A 17,117-nucleotide genomic window follows, 5' to 3' on the forward strand; every position below is an offset into this window, starting at 1 on the left:
TGGTCGGCATGGCTACCGAGGATCTGATGACCAGGGCGCTCGACGCGCTCGGCGAAGACGATCCGCTGTCCGTGGAGGCGATCCACCGCCTCACCGACCTCGCCGACGTGCCCGACTCGATCGCCGCGACCGAGTACAAGATCGCCACCTACGGCGGCTCCACCGCCCCGGACGTCGCGGCCCTCGACACCTCCACCGGCTGAGAGGCTTGAAGTATGTGGGCCGCTTCAGCGGTGGACCGTATGCCCCCACGGGCATCGCTCCGGCCGGCGGCTCGGTGGGGCGAGCCGAAATCCCCGGCCGGAGTCGGGGTGGCTTCGAGCCCTGAAACCACCTATTCAGACAGAGATTTGAGCTACCGCGACGTCCGTCGTGGTCCAGACCGCTGCTCCCGCGGCCTCACCCGTCCGCCGCTGGTCGCGCCGGCGGTCGACGTTTGTCCACAATGTCTGGTCCCGGATCGGCGATCCGGGAATGCAAGTCCCGACCTCTGGGCTGGTGACGCTGCGTCAGGATGGCGGAGGTAGGGGCCGCGAAGACCGCCTTCGGGGCTTGTCTCGCGGACCTGGCAGTGGACGGCCGGGGATCTCGGCGAGCGCTGCGAGCCGCCGGCCGGGAGCGGTGCCCGCGGGAGCATACGGTCCGCAGCTGACGCGGACGCGGGCAAATCTGCCTCGAAGTAACGCACGACGAGCGGCGACCCCGACCGCGAAAGGTCTCGAGACCGTGGGCCGAATCGTGCGCCGTTCGCACGGTCGCGGCGGTTGCTCACGGCGTGGACCGCGCCGTGCGACAGGGGCCGCGCCGTGAAGACAAGGGGGCCAAGCGATGCGCTTGGCCCCACCGGAGATGCCTGCTTTCAGCCGAGGTACTTCTCCCACGGGCCGGTGATGGCCAGGGTGAGGCCCGGGTCCTGCATGTTGACGAAGAGCACCTTGCCGTCGTCGGTGAAGGTGGGGCCGCAGAACTCCGAGTCGTTGAGCTGGTTTCGGGCGATGGCGTAGGTCGGGCCGCCCGGGATCGCGCTGAGCACGTGGGAGGCGCCGGCGCCGTCCTCGGCGAGCACCAGGCTGCCCCACGGGGTGACGGTCACGTTGTCCGGGCCGTCGAAGGTGAGGTCGGTGTACTTGGCCGGCTCACCCTCCTCCGCCGTGGTCTGGTGCGGGAAGTAGGTGACCAGCTGGATGGTCTGCGCCCGGTAGTCGTAGAACCAGACCATGCCGTCGTGCGGCGCGGCGTCCACGGGGAGCTCGCCCTCGTCCCAGGCGTAGGAGTTGACGACGTACACGCCCTCGTCGGTGCCCCACACGCCCTCGAACTTGCGGCCGCGGGTGACCTGGCCGTCGGCGAACTGCTCGCGCACCGGCTTGGTCTGCGCGTCGCGCTCGGGCACCTCCACCCACCGCACGGGGAACGGGCGGCCCAGCTGTGCGGAGGTCAGGTAGGCGACGTCGGGCAGCACCGAGCCGTCGTCCATGATGATGGCCATCGCGGCGAGGGTGCCGGCGTCCGGGGCGAGCCGGGTGAGCACGCGTGGGCCGAGCTTGACGCCACGGGGCGCGGTCCACCGGAAGAAGAGGCCGTTGGGCTCGTCGGCGTCCTCGGAGAGGTAGATCTTCGTGCGGTCCTTGTCGACCGCGAGGGCCTCGTGGGCGTAGCGGCCCAGGCACTTGATCGGCCGCGGGTCGGCGCTGCCGTCGGCCCAGACCTCGAAGACGTAGCCGTGGTCCTTCTGGAAGACGCCGGACTGGTCGCCCTCCTCCCAGTCGTCGCCGGCGCGGTCCTCGGTCTCCTCGCAGGTGAGCCACGTGCCCCAGGGGGTGGGCCCGCCCGCGCAGTTGCTGACCGTGCCGGAGATGGCGACGAACTCGCCCAGGTTGCGGCCCGCGCGGTCCGTCTTGATCACGGTGCATCCGCCGGCGCCGACCGCACCGGGGTCGTAGACCGTGCCCTTGACGTGCGGCACGCCGAACTCGGCGCCGGGGTCGACCTCGTGGTTCTGGATCAGGGTGTACCGGCCGTGACCGGCGTCGTAGACGGCCATGCCGTCGTGGTCGGACGGGGTCAGCCCCTGACCCTTGTCGAGCTTCGTGACACCGGTCCGGGTGACGATCGCGTAGCTGAAGCCCTCAGGAAGGGCCAAAATCCCATCAGGGTCGTCGACGAGCGGCGGAAACGGCTTGTGACCCCGCCCCGCCGGCGGCCGAGGCCGGCTGGGGTGGGCCTGTGCCAGGGACGGAAAGCCCCCGGCGACGGCAATGCCTACTCCGGCGGCCGCGCCGCCGGCGAGGAAGTTACGACGAGAGGCAGGCACGAGGTTGAGCTCCTGTTCAAGTGGGGTGCTACCACGAGCAGCCAACCCCTGCGGACGGAACTCCGAGGCGCCTTTCGCGTGACGGAACGGCAACATCGAAGTAAAGGTTGAGGCGTGAGGATTACCCGTTCGACGCCGCCCGCCATCCCGGCCGGCGCCCTCGGCCCCGGTCCGCAACCCGTGCTTCCCGCTTCCGGCGGTCTGCTGTTGCGCCCTTGGGAGGCTCCCGACGCGCCGGCGTTCTTCGGCGCCTACCGGGATCCCGCCATCCAGCATTGGCACACCCGCCAGCCCTTGTCCGTGGAGCAGGTGCTCGAATGGTTCGACGGCTATCGCCAGGCTTGGGCGGGGGAGACGGCCGCGTCCTGGGCGGTGACCCGCGGCGGCGGTGAGGTGTGGGGACGTGTCGCCCTGAGCCAGATGGACCTTGATGACGGTGTCGCGGCGTGCGCCTACTGGGTGCTACCGGCCGCTCGTGGCGCGGGTGTCGCCACCCGCGCGCTGACCGCCCTGAGCGAATGGGCGCTGGGCGAGGCCGGCTTCCACCGGCTGTACCTGGATCATTCGACGCGCAACAATGCCTCCTGCCGGGTGGCGGTCAAGTCCGGTTTCGTTCTCGAGGGCACCCAGCGCAGTGCCGCCGTCCATTCCGACGGCCGGCACGACATGCACCTGCACGCCCGCGTCCGGGGTGACGACTCGCCTGTCTGACGGGTCAGCCGCCGCTGGCGGAGAAGTGCATGTAGTCCTTCAGCGATCGGTAGTCGCCGCCCCACGGCCAGCCGATCGCGGCGAAGGCCTGCACGGCCGGCCCGCCGGGCCGCACCATCCCGGGCCGTGTCTTGGCCCGGTCGAGGTACGCTGTGGCCAGCTCCGGCAGCACCACTTTGCCTTTGTGATAAGGGTTTTGGAACGGGTTGAGGTCTACGGCCAGCCCGTAGGCGTGCTGGGACCACGCGGTCTGACCTCGCACCGGCCGGCAGGCGAACGCCTCGGTCGTGTTGCCGTCACCGGTCGGCGGTGCCTTCATGTCGGCGGCGCTGGAGATCCGCATCCGCTCGATCGGGAAGTCGGCGGCGAACAGCCGGCGGAACACGGTGACGAGGTCGTCGGCCGCCCGCCTGTTGACCAGCAGCTCGCCGGTGTGGGCGCGCCCGTCGAAGCCGCGGAAGCCGACCGTGACGTAGCGCAGGTCCGCCGCGGCCACCGGGCAGCCCTTGCTCCAGCTGGACCTGGCCAGCACGCTGGCGGGCACCGCCTGCACGGTCGCGTGGAAGCGGCCGTCGGGCGGCGGTGGCAGGTCGTCGACCGTGATGATGGACCGGTTGCGCAGCTCTGGCGGGGTGTCCTGGGCCGCGGCGGACCCGTTCGGCCCCACCGGGAGGACCCGCTTTCCCAGCCACTGTGGTGCGGCGGTGGCGGCGCCGACGCGGGTGGGCGTCGGGCTGGGGGACGTGCCGCGCGCCGTCGGCGAGGCCGTAGGAGCCGGCGGCGGTGTTGCTGCCGGCCTGCTCGCCGCCGGGCCGGCCGGGTCGCCGGAGCAGCCGCCCAGGGCGTAGCCGAGGCAGACGACCACGACCAGCAGGCCCGCCACTCGGGCGGCGCCGCGGAGCACTGTCATCAGTGGCGAGTCTTGCAGCCAGGTCACCGACCGTCCACCGCGGTGGCGGTCTTGTATAGTCCGGGGAAGGTCAAGAGCGCCAGCGTCAAGCCCCGGCTCGCTGGCCGGCAACCCTCGTGTTCACGGTGGGGTGCCCCGGGTGACGACCAGACCCGTGGCCGAGCCGCGCCGCGGGTAAGCGTGAGCCTCGGAGGCCTGCCCCATGACGCTGGACATCGTCGGTGCCGATCTGCCCGTGCGGCTGCGGTCGGGGGCGACCGTCCGCTTCGCCCATCTCGACTACGCCGCATCGGCGCCGTGCGCCCGCCCCGCCGCCGCGGCGGTGGAAAGGCTGCTGCCCTGGTACGGCAGCGTGCATCGCGGCGCCGGCGTACGGTCCAGCAGGTCCACATTGGAGTACGAGCGGGCCCGTCAGGCGGTCGGCGACTTCGTCGGCGCGCGTGCCGGTGACGCGGTCGTCTTCACCCGAAACACGACCGACGCGCTCAACCTGTTGGCCCACGCCCTGCCCGCCGGCACCACCACGGTCGTGTTCGACGGTGAGCACCACGCCAACCTGCTGCCGTGGCCCAACCCGGTGCGCCTGCCCGCACCGCCCGACCCGGACGCGGCCGCCAACCTGCTCGACCGGGCGCTGGACCGGATCGAGGGGCCGGCGATCTTCGCGGTGACCGGCGCCAGCAACGTCACCGGCGAGGTGTGGCCGGTACGCCGCCTCGCCGACGTCGCGCGCGCACACCACGCCCGGACCGTCGTCGACGCGGCTCAGCTCGCGCCGCACCGGGCGGTCGACATGGCCGAACTGGGCGCCGATTACCTGGCGTTCTCCGGACACAAGCTGTACGCACCGTTCGGCGCCGGCGTGCTCGTCGGCCGATCCGACTGGCTGGACGGCGGCGAGCCGTACCTGCGCGGTGGCGGCGCGAGCGCGGCCGTCGGCGACCACCCCGGCGAGGTGACCTGGACGACCGGGCCGGCGCGCCACGAGGGCGGCACCCCGAACCTGCTCGGCGCGGTCTCGCTCGCGGCCGTGTGCGACGCCCTCACCGGCACCGACCGGGACGCGATCCACGAGCGCGAGCAGGAGCTGCTGCGGCGGCTGCGGGCCGGCCTGGCGGCAGTGCGGGGCGCGGTGCCGGTGAGCCTGTTCGACGATGCCCATCCGCGGGTGGGCATCGTCTCCCTCGCGCTGCCCGGCTACGACGTCGCGGCGGTCGCGGAGCGGCTCGGCGCCGACCACGGCATCGGCGTGCGGGCCGGGCAGTTCTGCGCGCACCCGCTCGCCCGCCGCCTGACCGGCACCACGGCGGCGGGCGGCGCCGACTGCGCCGCCGATCCCGCGGCGTTGCTGCGGATCAGCTTCGGCCTGGGTACCACCGACGACGACATCGACCGCGTCGTCGCCGCCCTCGCCGCCGAGGTAGCCGCCGACAGGGAAGGCGTGCCTGGGCTTACGTGAGCGTGAACCGTTCCGTGCCAGGTCGCCCGAGCCGGATGCCCGTAGTGCTGACCATCGTCAGAGCCGCGTGACCGATCCGGTAACCGGTCAGCGGCTTGCCGAATTGATTCTTGATACGTGCCGGTCGGGTCGCGGCGACCAGGACCGACCGGATCGCTCGGGCCTGCTGGAGAAGGAGCTGGTGCGTATCGGCGCCGACCTCGTCCTCGAACCAGCGGACGTCCAGCCAGCCGACGTCGAAGTACGCGCCGCCCGCGGCGTGCCGATAGCCAGGATCGTGGTCGCAGTAGGTGTTGTCGAGCTCATGTCGACGACAAGAACGCCACAATTCAAAGGCCGCGGCGACCGGAGGACCGTCCGGCACGGTGACCCCGTCTGCGAGGGTGACGCCGTCCGGCGGGCGCGCGCCGATTGGCAGGTGCAGGAAAGCTTGAACGCCGCGGCTGCCACACCTCATCGCGGTCGCCAGCGACTCGTGCAGGTGGATCGGGTGCAGCCCCGGCGCCCCGGGCTGCCCGCATTGCCACGCGGTCGCCGGAAACGCCATGCGCAACGCCAGATCGAACGCGTCTTCGTCGTCCGGCAGCAGCCACATGCCGACGTTTACGGTGCGGGAGCCCGCGTAGGCCATCGGCCAACGGTACGCCACTCGACGCGTGCTGGGAGGCATCGACGGGCAGGGCTTCGCTATCGGGTCAGATCGGTCGGACCGCGAAGGCGACCTCCACGTGCGGCAGTGCGTCGCGGGGGATCGCCGCCGTGACTACCGTGTGGGCGCCTAGCTCAACGCCGACGCCGTACACGTCCGGGTCGGTGTCGATGCGCGAGCCGTCCAGGACGGCGCCGTCGACCAAGACCGGGATGCCGTGGTCGACGCAGCGCTCGTACACCGGGCTGTCCAATTCGGACGGTGGATGGCTGCTCACCACGCGGGTCTGGCGGAACTGGTTGACGAGGACGTGGTTTACGTGTGCGGCCAGCACGCTCTCGATCGTGTCGAACGCGCCCGGCCGCCGGCTCCACCGGGTGCGCACACACTCCCACAGAATGGGGTAGCGCATCCGCCGGACCTGCTCCACCAGCCATTGGGGTCGGGGCCAGCGCGGCTCCGCCTCCAGCGCGTGGCGTTGCTCCGGATCCAACTCGGCGAGGTTGGCCGGATCGTCGGGCTCGTCCGGATTGCGCCACAGCGTGTAGCTGATGCTCACCTCGCACCAATCCAGCGCGCCGCCGGTGCTCACCCCGATCGCGCCCCAATCCTCCAGATGAGGCTGGGACGTGATGCCGACAACCGGCACCGGCATGTCTCGCGCCTGCTCCCGCCATCGCACGCGCGGGTCTGGCTCATCCTCACCGATGACGCCCGCAAACCTCACACCACCCAGTCTCCGGACATCGGCCATGACGTCAACCGCGACCGACGTGAGTGCGTCGTGAGTCTTGCGAATCGGTTTAGCGTGACGGTCACCGCGCGCCAAGACTTCTTTCGAAACATTTCCGAAACATCTTGACGTGGGTCACTGTCTTCGTTCACAGTCCCATGAGGGCGGTGCGCTCACTCGCACCGCCCGGGTTGGCTACCTATCGCCGTACAGCCCTACATGTTTCTGCCCGGATGCCGCCCGGAGATGTTAACGCTAACAACGGACGGTGTCGATACTGTTGTCGGAAAGGAGTGACGCTATGTCGGTCGGGTCGGCGCGTGCTGTGAGGTGGCGTCGTGGGGTGGCCGCGGCGGCGGCCGCGGTGGTCGTGGGTGGCGCGCTCGTCACGGTGGCCGCGACGTCGGCGTCGGCGGCCACTGTGGACACCACCGCCTGGTATGTACTTGTGAACCGGAACAGTGGCAAGGCTTTGGACCTGTACAACCTCGCCACCAACGACGGCGCGCGGATCACGCAGTGGACGCGTAACGACGGCGCCCAGCAGCAGTGGCAGTTCGTCGACTCCGGGGGCGGGTACTACCGGCTCAAGTCCCGCCACTCGGGCAAGGTGCTCGACGTCTACAACTGGTCCACAGCGGACGGTGGCGCGATCGTGCAATGGTCCGACCACAACGGGGCGAACCAGCAGTTCCGGCTGGCCGACTCGGACGGCGGCCACGTCCGGTTGATCAACCGGAACAGCAACAAGGCGGTCGAGATCCAGGGTGCCGCGACCAACGACGGCGGCAACGTGGTGCAGTACACGGACTGGGGCGGCAGCAACCAGCAGTGGCAACTCGTCCGCATCGGCGGGACGACGCCGACTAATCCGACGACGCCACCGCCCAGCGGGTGTGCTCTGCCGTCGACGTACCGCTGGACCTCGACCGGCTCGCTGGCGAACCCGCGGTCGGGATGGGTGTCGCTCAAGGACTTCACCTACGCCCCGTACAACGGGCGGCATCTGGTCTACGCCACCACCCACGACACCGGAACCACCTGGGGCTCGATGAACTTCGGCCTCTTCTCCAACTGGTCCGAGATGGCCTCGGCCAGCCAGAATGCGATGTCGTCGGGCACGGTGGCGCCGTCGTTGTTCTACTTCGCTCCCAGAAACATTTGGGTGCTGGCCTACCAGTGGGGTGGGACCGCGTTCTCCTACCGCACCTCCAGCGATCCGACCAATCCGAATGGCTGGTCGTCTCAGCAGGTGCTGTCCACCGCCACCATCTCCAACTCCAGCACCGGTCCGATCGACCAGGCGCTGATCGGTGACAGCAGCAACATGTACCTGTTCTTCGCCGGCGACAACGGCCGCATCTACCGGGCCAGCATGCCGATCGGGAACTTCCCGGGCAGCTTCGGCAACCAGGCCACCGTCATCATGACCGACACCACGAACAACCTGTTCGAAGCGGTCCAGGTCTACAAACTCCAGGGCCGAACCCAATACCTCATGATCGTCGAAGCCATCGGCGCGCAGGGCCGCTACTTCCGCTCGTTCACGGCCACCAGCCTGGGTGGCACCTGGACGCCGCAGGCCACCAGCGAGAGCAATCCCTTCGCCGGCAAGGCCAACAGCGGCGCCACCTGGACCAACGACATCAGCCACGGCGAACTCATCCGCAGCAACGCCGACCAGACCATGACCGTCGACCCCTGCAACCTCCAACTGCTCTACCAAGGCCGCGCCCCCAACTCCGGCGGCGACTACGGCCTCCTCCCATACCGACCGGGCCTCCTGACCCTGCAACGCTGAACACCTACGACGGCGGGCCCGGCACACCACCGGGCCCGCCGTCGCGTCAGTTGATCGCGACACCGGAGCTCCGGAGCTGGGACGAAGACTTCCTACCCCGGTCGGCGGCGGGTATCTTCTCGTCCAACCCTGACCCGCCGCGACGCTCGGCGCGGGGTCTGGCTGGGCCAGGGCGCGCTCGCGGCACCGACCAGAGGACAGAGACGATGATCACCAGCACCGCCGATCTGCGTGAGCGTGCCCGCGAGGTGCTCCTGCGGTGCGGCGTCCCGCCAGGCGCGACGTGGACGCCGGGCGCCGGCCCCGCGGGCGCGTCGACCGCCCGGACCCCGATCACCGGTGGCGACCTGTGCGATGTCGCCACCGCCAGTCCGACCGACGCCGACGCCGCGATCGCCGCCGCTCACGAAGCGTTCCGCACCTGGCGCGGCGTGCCGGCGCCCGTGCGCGGCGCGCTGGTCCGCCGCCTCGGCGAGCTTCTCCGCGAGCACCGTGAGGATCTGGCCGACCTCGTGACGCTGGAGGCCGGGAAGATCCGCTCGGAGGCGCTCGGCGAGGTGCAGGAGATGGTCGACGTCTGTGACTTCGCGGTCGGTCTGTCCCGCCAGCTGTACGGGCGCACCATGCCCTCCGAGCGACCCGGCCACCGCATGATGGAGACCTGGCATCCACTCGGTGTCGTCGGCCTGATCACCGCGTTCAACTTCCCGGTCGCGGTCTGGGCCTGGAACACCGCGGTCGCGCTGGTCTGCGGCGACACCGTGGTGTGGAAGCCCTCCGAGCTCACCCCGCTCACCGCTCTGGCCTGCACCGCGTTGCTGGAACGGGCGGCGGCCGACAGCGGTGCGCCGCGTGACGTACACCGGCTGCTGCTGGGCGACCGCGGTATGGGCGAGCACATCGTCGACGCGCCCCCGGTCGCGCTGGTCAGCGCCACCGGGTCGACCCGGATGGGCCGGTCGGTCGGTCCGCGCGTCGCGGCCCGGTTCGGCCGGAGCATCCTGGAGCTCGGTGGCAACAACGCGGCCGTGGTCACCGGTTCCGCCGACCTCGATCTCGCCGCCCAGTCGATCGTCTTCGCCGCGGCCGGCACGGCCGGTCAGCGATGCACGACCCTGCGGCGCCTGATCGTGCACGCGGACGTCGCGGACGCGCTGCTCGACAAGCTGTGCGCCGCCTACCGCGCGCTACCCATCGGCGACCCGTTCGCGGCGGACACGCTGGTCGGCCCGCTGATCAGCGCCACCTCCTACGAACGGCAGCGTGAAGCCCTCGACCAGGCGCGCCGAGACGGTGGCGAGGTGCTCGTCGGTGGCGGCCGCAGGCTCGCCGAAGCGGCCGCGGACGCCTACTACGTCGAGCCCGCCATCGTGCGCATGCCGGCACAGACCGATCTGGTACGCGGTGAGACGTTCGCACCGATCCTGTACGTGCTCACGTATCGCGAGCTGGACGAGGCCATCCGGACGCACAACGCCGTCCCGCAGGGCCTGTCCTCCTCGATCTTCACCCGCGACCACGCCGAGGCCGAGCGTTTCCTGGCCTCGGACGGGTCCGACTGCGGCATCGCCAACGTCAACATCGGCACCTCGGGTGCCGAGATCGGCGGCGCGTTCGGCGGCGAGAAGGAAACCGGCGGCGGCCGCGAGTCCGGCTCCGACGCGTGGCGCGCGTACATGCGCCGTGCCACCAACACCGTCAACTACTCCAGCGAGCTACGCCTCGCCCAAAACGTCGACTTCACCACCTGACCCGCCGGCCGGCGTACGACGTGGTCCTGGTGGGTTCGCGAGAAGGAGGAAAACGGTGCGGCAGCGGTGACCGCCTCCTACAGTGCGCAGAGCACGATCACGCCCGGCCCGCGTTACGTGGTCGTCCTGCTGGCTCTTGTCGCGGTCGCCTCGGCCGTCGCTGTCGTGGCCAGGCTTCGGGTAAGCCGCCAGCTGGTCGTCGCCAGTGTCCGGGCCACGGTCCAACTGGCTGCCGTGTCGGCGGTCATCGTCGTCGTGCTGCGGTCGTGGGGGCTGACCGCCGCGTTCGTCGTCGTGATGCTCGCCATCGCCTCCGCGACCTCGGCCCGCCGGATCGGTGGGCGCGCCCTGCTGGCCTGCCTCGCGGTGACCGCCGGGGCGACCCCGGTGCTGGCTCTGCTGCTGCTGTCCGGTGCGGTGCCGCTCGAGCCGATCTCGGTGGTACCCATCGCCGGCATCCTGATCGGTGGTGCCATGACCGCGACCTCGCTGGCCGGGCGCCGGACGATCGACATCCTCCGCACCCGCTTCGGCGAGGTCGAGGCCGCGATGGCGATCGGCTTCACCGACCGTGAGGCGGTCCTGCTGCTGTGCCGCCAGGCCGCCGCCGAAGCGCTGCTGCCGGCCCTCGACCAGACCAGGACGGTGGGGCTGGTGACCCTGCCCGGCGCGTTCGTCGGCGTCCTGCTCGGTGGTGCGTCCCCGGTCGAGGCCGGCGCGGCGCAGCTGCTGGTGCTGATCGGTCTGCTGGCCGCCGAGACGCTCGCCGTGGTCCTCGTCGTCGAGCTGATCGCCCGCCGCCTCATCAGCTGGCCATCGCGCTGAGACCAGCCGGTACGGTGCAGCCATGATCCCTTCGCTGGACGGACGTAAGTTTCGGGCCGTGGCTGACGTCGCCGGTGGCGAGGTCGGCACCGGCACCGTCTTCACCTACCACGAACGCGACGGCGAGATCTGGGCCGACTATTCCGGTGGTGCGATCCGTCGCGGTCACCTCGTCGGCACCCGTGACGGTGACCGGCTGGATTTTCGCTATGTCCAGCTCAACACCGATGGACAGACTTCGACCGGGCACTGCGTTTCCGCGGTGAGCGCTATCGCCGACGGCCGCCTGCGGCTGGACGAGACGTGGCAGTGGGAGTCTCGGCCGGGCAGTGGCACCAGCGCCGTCGTCGAGCTGCAATGACGTTGCGAGGCGTACATTGTCCGTTTGTGTCCTATGGGCACACTGCGTAGCGCATTCGGTCGGTGACATCGAGATATGTGATCTCGTCATCCGGGTAACGCTCGCCCATCGCGCCTTGTAAAGCCAGACCAGCGTGGAACCGTCGGGGGTGGAGCGTGAAGTTCGGCGTGCTCGGGCCGTATCTGATCTTTCCAGAGCATCCGCACCGGATTGGCACCGCGAAACATCGGCGTCTGCTCGCCATCCTGACCGTCAACGCCAACCATTTCGTCACGGTGGAGAGACTCGCCGACGAATTGTGGCTCGGCGAGCCGCCGGTATCGGCCGCCAATCTCATCCGCCAGTACGTCGGCGCCATCCGCCGGCGACTTCCGGGATCATCCGGGACGGAAATGATCCGCACCATGCCGGGCGGCTATCGCCTGCTACTCGAGGAGGGCGATCTCGACCGGGACGAGTTCGACCGCCTCTTTCGGGTCGGCCAGGTGGAGCTTTCGGCCGGTCGTCCGGAGCGGGGAGCCGAGGCGTTGTCCGACGCGTTGGCGAAGTGGCGCGGCGACCCGCTGGCGGACCTGGAGCGGTCGCCGTCCATCGCCGCCGAGGCGCGCCGGCTGGAAGAACGCCGCCTGGCGGCGACCGAGCTGCGGATCGAGGCCGAGCTGCGGCGCGGCCGGCACACGGAGGTCGTCGACGAGCTGGCGGCGCTGGTGACGCTCTACCCGGAGCGGGAGCGGCTGCGTGCCCACCAGATGCAGGCGCTCTACGCCACCGGGCGGCGCGCGGACGCGCTCACGGCCTACCGGGAGGGGCGCGAGGCGCTCATCGACACCGCGGGCATCGAGCCGGGTCCCGAGCTCCAGCGCGTCCATCGGCAGGTGCTCACCGACGACCTACCCGTCGAGCCGCGCGCCGTGCACGCCGTCACGCCGTCCCGGCGCCGGCGTCTCGCGCCGCTGCCGGTGGACGTTCCCGATCTGGTGGCCCGGGAGCGGGAGGTGGCCTTCCTCCAGTCCGCCGTCACCCAGCCGGTCGCGCCGGAGACGACGGCGGCCGCCCCGGTCGTGGTCATCTCCGGGAAGGCGGGCATCGGCAAGAGCGTCCTGGCCGTGCGGGTGGGGCATCTGCTCGGCGGCCGGTTTCCCGACGGCCAACTGTTCCTGCCGCTCAGCGAGCTCACCACCGAGCAGGCGCTGCGCCAGGCGCTCCAGGCGCTCGGCCTACCGGCGGTGGGCGCCGACCTGACCAGGGACGAGGTGCGCGACCTCTACCGGGTCTCCACCCACGGCCGGCGGGTGCTGGTCCTGCTGGACGACGCGGCGTCCGAGAACCAGGTGCGCGACCTCATCCCGTCGGGTCCGCGGAGTGCCGTGATCGTCACCAGCCGGTCCACGCTGGCCGGCATCGAAGGCGCCAAGCACCTGTTGTGCACGCCGTTGAGCCAGGCCGCCGCGGTGCGGATGCTGGCCGGCATCATCGGCGAGGAGCGCGCCAGCGCCGACGCCGCCGCGGTACGGGACCTTGTCGACCGGTTGGGTCGGCTCCCCTTGGCACTGCGCATCGCCGGGGCCATCCTCGTGCTGCACGAGCACCGGCCGGTCGACTTCCTGCTCGACCGGCTCGCCAAACGAAACCCGATCGACGAGCTCAGCCACGGTGACCTCACCTTGCGCGCGCGGCTGGCACCCAGCTACGAGCGGCTGGGCGTGGCGGCCAGAAAGTTGTTTCGTCGCCTGAGCCTGGTGCCCGGCGACCGCTTCGACCTACACGCCGCGTCCACGGTGTCCGAACTCGACACCGACGTCGCGGAGAAGGTCCTGGACCATCTCGTGGACGTACACCTCGTCGAGCCGGCCGGCATGTCCGACGACGGGCGCGTGTGGTTCGCGATGGACGAGCTGGCACGCGCCTACGCCCGCGAACGCCTCCAACTAAACCCGGAGTAAACCGCGTCTCTGCGCGCCGCTAAACGAGCGCCGGGGATGTTGGTGGCATGGAGCAGACGGCCACAGCACTCCCGACCGCCGCGGTGCGAACGGACCGCCTGGGCCCGGTAGCGACAGTGACGCTGTGCGGAACGCGCGCCGGCAACGCGATCGGCGGTGCGGTGTTCACCCGCCTGCCCGCCGTCCTGGCCGAGCTGGGCGAGGAGGAGTCGGTCAAGGCGATCGTGCTGCGCGGCCCGTCCGACGTGTTCAGCGTCGGTCTCGACCTGCGCTGGTACCTGCCGCTGTACCGGCGCACCATGCGCCGCGGCGACGACGGCGCGGCCGCGCGGCGCGCCCTGATGGCGCAGACCCGGTCCATACAGGACGCGGTGAGCGCCGTCGAGTCGTGCCCTGTACCGGTGGTCGCCGCCGTCGCCGGCCCTTGCGTCGGGGCGGCCCTGGAGCTCGTCTCGGCCTGCGACGTACGGCTGGCGTCCGCGGACGCGACGTTCGCCGCGCGCGAGGTCGAAATCGACGTCGTGCCGGATCTCGGTCTGCTACAGCGGCTGCCGCGGATCGTCGGCGAGGGTGCCACGGCCTACCTCGCCCTGACCGGAGCCAGCATCAGCGCCGCCGAGGCGTTCCACATTGGACTCGTCTGGTCGGTCGCCGATGACGCGGACGGCGTGTACCGGGCGGCGGCCACCGTAGCCGCCGGCATCGCCGCGCACGAGCGGCACGTCCTGCACGGGATCAAGCACGTGCTACACGCCAGCCGCGACATCCCGGTCGGCCGGGGTCTCGACCTCAGCGCGGTATGGACCGCCGCGTTCATGCCCACCACCGAGCTGCCGGACCGGCTGCGGCGGCAGCTCGCCGGACCAGAGCCCGACGCCAACCCTCAGTGAGGTAGTCGTGAAGACAACGCAAGGTACCGCCACACCGATCCCGGTCGACCTCGCCGGACTCGACGCGGACCGGCTCGACTGCTACGACGACAACCTGCAGGCGCTCGCGCGGCACGCGGGTGCGGCGGACACGTTCACGCCGTTCGCCCGGGACTGGGCGTTCCGGCTCACCGCGGACGGCGAGCCACCCGAGTTCGCCCGCGAGCCGGTCGAGCGGCGGCTGCGCGACGACACCGGCCTCGTGGTGACCTGGCACGAGACCGAGCCCGGCCGGCACCCCGCCGACACCTGCGCCGACCTTGTCGCGCACGGCAGACCTGTGTTCGCCGTCGGCGACGCCTATCTGATGCACTGGCTGCCGTACGCCGGCAATGTCCACATGGCACACTCGTTCGTCGTCACCGGCGTCGAAGGCGGACATCCCGGCCGGATCTGGGTGTCGGACGCGTACCACAACGACACCGCGTGGGGGCCGGCCCGGCCGACCACCGCCACCATCGACACGGACGCCCTCGCCGGCATTCTCGGCGAGCGGCCCCGACTGGCCACTGTGGAGCCGGACGCGGTGCCCACGCCGCCGGACCACCTGGCCGTCATCCGGACCAACGCGGCCGGCATCGCCGACGGTGGCGCCCTGCGCCGCTACGCCGAACGGAGCCGGCGGGAGCCGCACGCGGCACAGATCGCCCTGACGTGCTGGCTCGGCCTGCGCAGCCGCACCCGGTACGGGCAATGGCTCGACCGGGTCGCGGCGGCGCGGCACGACGCACGGCTGGCGGACAGCGCGGCGCGGTTCCAGGCCGAGGTGACCGCGCGGTGGCGGCGCGCCAGCGAGCTGGCGTACCTGGCCGAGCAGCGCGCCCGCCGTGGCCGGCCGGTCCCGCTCGCGCCGATCGACCAGCTGCACGGCCCTGTCGCGGACGCGGAGGCGACGGCCGCCGAGGAGCACCTGCACCTGTGCCCGCCCGAGGAGGAGACGCGAGCATGAGACTGTACGAGAGGTTCGCCGCCGCCGCGCGCGCCTGGCCCGACCGAAACGCCTTCGAGTTCGGCTCCCGCGCGATCACCTACCGACAGGCGAAAGACCATGTCGATGCCGTCGCCGCGGCACTGCGCGCGCGGTTGGACGAGGGGGAGCGGGTCGCGTTCAGCGCCGCCAAGTCGCCCGAAGCGATCATGCTGATGCTCGCCTGCCTGCGCGCCGGCCTGAGCTACGTGCCGATCGACCCGTCCGCACCCGCCAGCCGGCGGGCGTTCGTCCTGGCCGACAGCGGCGCCCGCGCCCTCGTCGTGGACGAGCGCGCCGCACGGGATCCGGTGCACGCGCCCGGCGTCGAGGTGCTCGACCTCGCCGCCCTGTTCGCCGGCGACGGCGGACCGGTCCCGCCGCCCGCGATCGACGACGGCACCACCGCGTACGTGCTCTACACGTCGGGCTCGACCGGCGAGCCGAAAGGCGTCGTGATCACCCACGGCAACGCCGAGGCGTTCGTCGACTGGGCGGTCGGGTACGCCGGCCTCCGCCCCGGCGACCGGGTGGCGGTGCACGCGCCGCTCCACTTCGACCTGCCGGTCTTCGACATCTACGCCGGGCTCGGCAGCGGCGCCACGGTTTGCCCCGTGGACGAGCGGACCGTGCTCTTCCCCCAGGCGTTGCTGCGGTTTCTGCGGGAGCGGCGGATCACCGTCCTGTACGCGGTGCCGTCCGCCCTCGTCGCGTTGCTGCACCGCACCGACCTTGCCGAAGGGGGCCTGCCGGACCTGAGGCTGCTGCTCTACGCCGGCGAGGAGTTCCACCCGGAGCCGCTGCGCCGGCTGATGAGCCGCATCCCCGGGGCCGAGGTGCACAACCTGTACGGGCCGATCGAAACCAACGTCGTCACCGCGCTGCGCGTCCGGCCGGAGCACCTGGACCTGCCGCGCATCCCGCTGGGCCACCCGGTGGCCGGCTCCCGGATCTTCCTGCTCGACGGTGCGGCCCTGGTCACCGAGCCGGACCGCGCCGGCGAGCTGCTGGTCGCCGGACCGAGCCGCACCCCCGGCTACCTCGACCGCCCGGACCTCACGGCGGCGTCGCGCGCCACGGTCGAGGCCGGCGGCTCCTCCTGGACCTGCCACCGCACCGGCGACTTCGGTACCTGGGCACCGGACGGCACGCTGCGGTTCCTCGGCCGGCGTGACGGCCTGGTCAAGACCCGCGGCTTCCGGGTGGAGCTGGGCGACGTCGAGGCGGCGCTGCTGCGCCACCCGGCGGTGCGGGAAGCCGCCGTGGTCGCGCTGCCCCATCCGGAGCACGGCAACCTGCTGTACGCCTTCGCCGTCAGCGACGGCGCGACCGGCGACGAACTGCGCCAGTGGTGCCTGGGGGAGCTGCCCGCCTACATGGCGCCGGCACAGGTGAGCGTCGCCGACGACTTCCCACGCACCAGCACCGGCAAGATCGCGCGCCGGGAACTCGCCGGCCAGCTCACCGGGAGGATGTCATGAACCGCGGCCGACCCGACGACGTGGCGGCCTACGTCGCCGCCGTGGTGAGCGGACGGCTGGGCCGCCCGGTGAGCGCCGACGAGCCGCTGCTCGACCAGCCCGGCTTCGACTCGCTCGCCATCGTCGCCGTCGTGGACCGGATCGAGCGGGAGCTCGACCTCGAACTCGAACCCGAACTGCTCGTCCCGGAAACGTTCACCACCGCCGGCACCCTCGCCGCCGCGGTCGAGCACAGCCTGACGGCCTCGCCCGCGGCCGCCGGTACCCGTGAAGGAGGGTGACC

General features: G+C 71.4%; 16 protein-coding genes and 1 riboswitch. Of the genes, 12 read left to right on the forward strand and 4 right to left on the reverse strand.

All coding sequences use genetic code 11. The features are described from left to right. The first annotated feature begins 8 nt into the window (after positions 1 to 8). Entirely contained in the window at positions 9 to 203 is a 195-nt protein-coding gene (locus ACTMTJ_RS20960) for a hypothetical protein (RefSeq protein WP_441219059.1), read from the forward strand. 656 nt (positions 204 to 859) lie between these two features. Here the strand turns inward: ACTMTJ_RS20960 and ACTMTJ_RS20965 are convergent. Beyond that, positions 860 to 2,314: an alkaline phosphatase PhoX gene (locus ACTMTJ_RS20965; RefSeq protein ID WP_441219061.1), complete on the reverse strand. Its 1,455-nt coding sequence runs from the start codon at positions 2,312 to 2,314 to the stop codon at positions 860 to 862. A gap of 114 nt (positions 2,315 to 2,428) precedes the next feature. On the opposite strand from ACTMTJ_RS20965, the gene ACTMTJ_RS20970 reads away from it, so the two are divergent. Beyond that, complete coding sequence (locus ACTMTJ_RS20970) at positions 2,429 to 3,025, forward strand: GNAT family N-acetyltransferase (RefSeq protein WP_441219063.1); 597 nt, start codon at positions 2,429 to 2,431, stop codon at positions 3,023 to 3,025. Between the two features lie 4 nt (positions 3,026 to 3,029). On the opposite strand, the gene ACTMTJ_RS20975 is transcribed toward ACTMTJ_RS20970, so the two are convergent. Further along, on the reverse strand, positions 3,030 to 3,962 hold the full coding sequence (locus tag ACTMTJ_RS20975) for a M15 family metallopeptidase (RefSeq protein WP_441219065.1): 933 nt from the start codon (positions 3,960 to 3,962) through the stop codon (positions 3,030 to 3,032). A gap of 41 nt (positions 3,963 to 4,003) precedes the next feature. Beyond that, a riboswitch (SAM riboswitch) is annotated at positions 4,004 to 4,122 on the forward strand. Between the two features lie 15 nt (positions 4,123 to 4,137). On the opposite strand from ACTMTJ_RS20975, the gene ACTMTJ_RS20980 reads away from it, so the two are divergent. Then, a complete protein-coding gene (locus tag ACTMTJ_RS20980; protein WP_441219066.1) occupies positions 4,138 to 5,394 on the forward strand; it encodes an aminotransferase class V-fold PLP-dependent enzyme in 1,257 nt (418 codons plus the stop codon). Here ACTMTJ_RS20980 and ACTMTJ_RS20985 read toward each other — a convergent pair. Both ACTMTJ_RS20985 and ACTMTJ_RS20990 read right to left on the reverse strand, forming a co-directional pair. Then, positions 5,387 to 6,025 (reverse strand): hypothetical protein, encoded by a 639-nt coding sequence (locus ACTMTJ_RS20985; RefSeq protein ID WP_441219068.1) that lies wholly within the window; start codon positions 6,023 to 6,025, stop codon positions 5,387 to 5,389. The two genes, ACTMTJ_RS20980 and ACTMTJ_RS20985, sit on opposite strands and share 8 nt — an antisense overlap. Positions 6,026 to 6,089: 64 nt before the next feature. Continuing rightward, positions 6,090 to 6,698 (reverse strand): hypothetical protein, encoded by a 609-nt coding sequence (locus ACTMTJ_RS20990; protein ID WP_441219070.1) that lies wholly within the window; start codon positions 6,696 to 6,698, stop codon positions 6,090 to 6,092. A 379-nt stretch (positions 6,699 to 7,077) separates the two neighbouring features. Here ACTMTJ_RS20990 and ACTMTJ_RS20995 point away from each other — a divergent pair, with 379 nt between their 5' ends. The 9 genes from ACTMTJ_RS20995 (at position 7,078) to ACTMTJ_RS21035 (ending at position 17,115) form a co-directional block, all read left to right on the forward strand. Beyond that, positions 7,078 to 8,577: a non-reducing end alpha-L-arabinofuranosidase family hydrolase gene (locus ACTMTJ_RS20995; protein ID WP_441219072.1), complete on the forward strand. Its 1,500-nt coding sequence runs from the start codon at positions 7,078 to 7,080 to the stop codon at positions 8,575 to 8,577. Positions 8,578 to 8,783: 206 nt separating this feature from the next. After that, positions 8,784 to 10,328, forward strand: a complete 1,545-nt coding sequence (amaB, locus tag ACTMTJ_RS21000; protein WP_441219074.1) for an L-piperidine-6-carboxylate dehydrogenase — start codon at positions 8,784 to 8,786, stop codon at positions 10,326 to 10,328. A 66-nt stretch (positions 10,329 to 10,394) separates the two neighbouring features. Beyond that, positions 10,395 to 11,153, forward strand: coding sequence for an ABC transporter permease (locus ACTMTJ_RS21005; RefSeq protein WP_441219076.1), 759 nt, complete (start codon positions 10,395 to 10,397; stop codon positions 11,151 to 11,153). 22 nt (positions 11,154 to 11,175) lie between these two features. Then, the gene (locus ACTMTJ_RS21010; protein ID WP_441219078.1) at positions 11,176 to 11,514 is read left to right on the forward strand and encodes a hypothetical protein; all 339 of its coding nucleotides are present in this window, start codon (positions 11,176 to 11,178) and stop codon (positions 11,512 to 11,514) included. Positions 11,515 to 11,669: 155 nt separating this feature from the next. Continuing rightward, positions 11,670 to 13,457: a BTAD domain-containing putative transcriptional regulator gene (locus tag ACTMTJ_RS21015; protein ID WP_441219080.1), complete on the forward strand. Its 1,788-nt coding sequence runs from the start codon at positions 11,670 to 11,672 to the stop codon at positions 13,455 to 13,457. Positions 13,458 to 13,504: 47 nt separating this feature from the next. Continuing rightward, positions 13,505 to 14,347 (forward strand): enoyl-CoA hydratase-related protein, encoded by an 843-nt coding sequence (locus ACTMTJ_RS21020; protein WP_441219082.1) that lies wholly within the window; start codon positions 13,505 to 13,507, stop codon positions 14,345 to 14,347. Between the two features lie 7 nt (positions 14,348 to 14,354). Beyond that, entirely contained in the window at positions 14,355 to 15,335 is a 981-nt protein-coding gene (locus tag ACTMTJ_RS21025) for a hypothetical protein (protein WP_441219084.1), read from the forward strand. After that, positions 15,332 to 16,834 (forward strand): amino acid adenylation domain-containing protein, encoded by a 1,503-nt coding sequence (locus ACTMTJ_RS21030; protein WP_441219086.1) that lies wholly within the window; start codon positions 15,332 to 15,334, stop codon positions 16,832 to 16,834. Before ACTMTJ_RS21025 ends, ACTMTJ_RS21030 begins: the two co-directional genes overlap by 4 nt. Further along, positions 16,831 to 17,115 carry a phosphopantetheine-binding protein gene (locus tag ACTMTJ_RS21035; protein WP_441219088.1) on the forward strand — a complete coding sequence of 95 codons (285 nt, stop codon included), beginning with the start codon at positions 16,831 to 16,833 and terminating at the stop codon, positions 17,113 to 17,115. Before ACTMTJ_RS21030 ends, ACTMTJ_RS21035 begins: the two co-directional genes overlap by 4 nt. Positions 17,116 to 17,117 lie beyond the last annotated feature (2 nt).

Source organism: Phytohabitans sp. LJ34 (genome assembly GCF_052068095.1).
Lineage (GTDB): Bacteria > Actinomycetota > Actinomycetes > Mycobacteriales > Micromonosporaceae > Phytohabitans.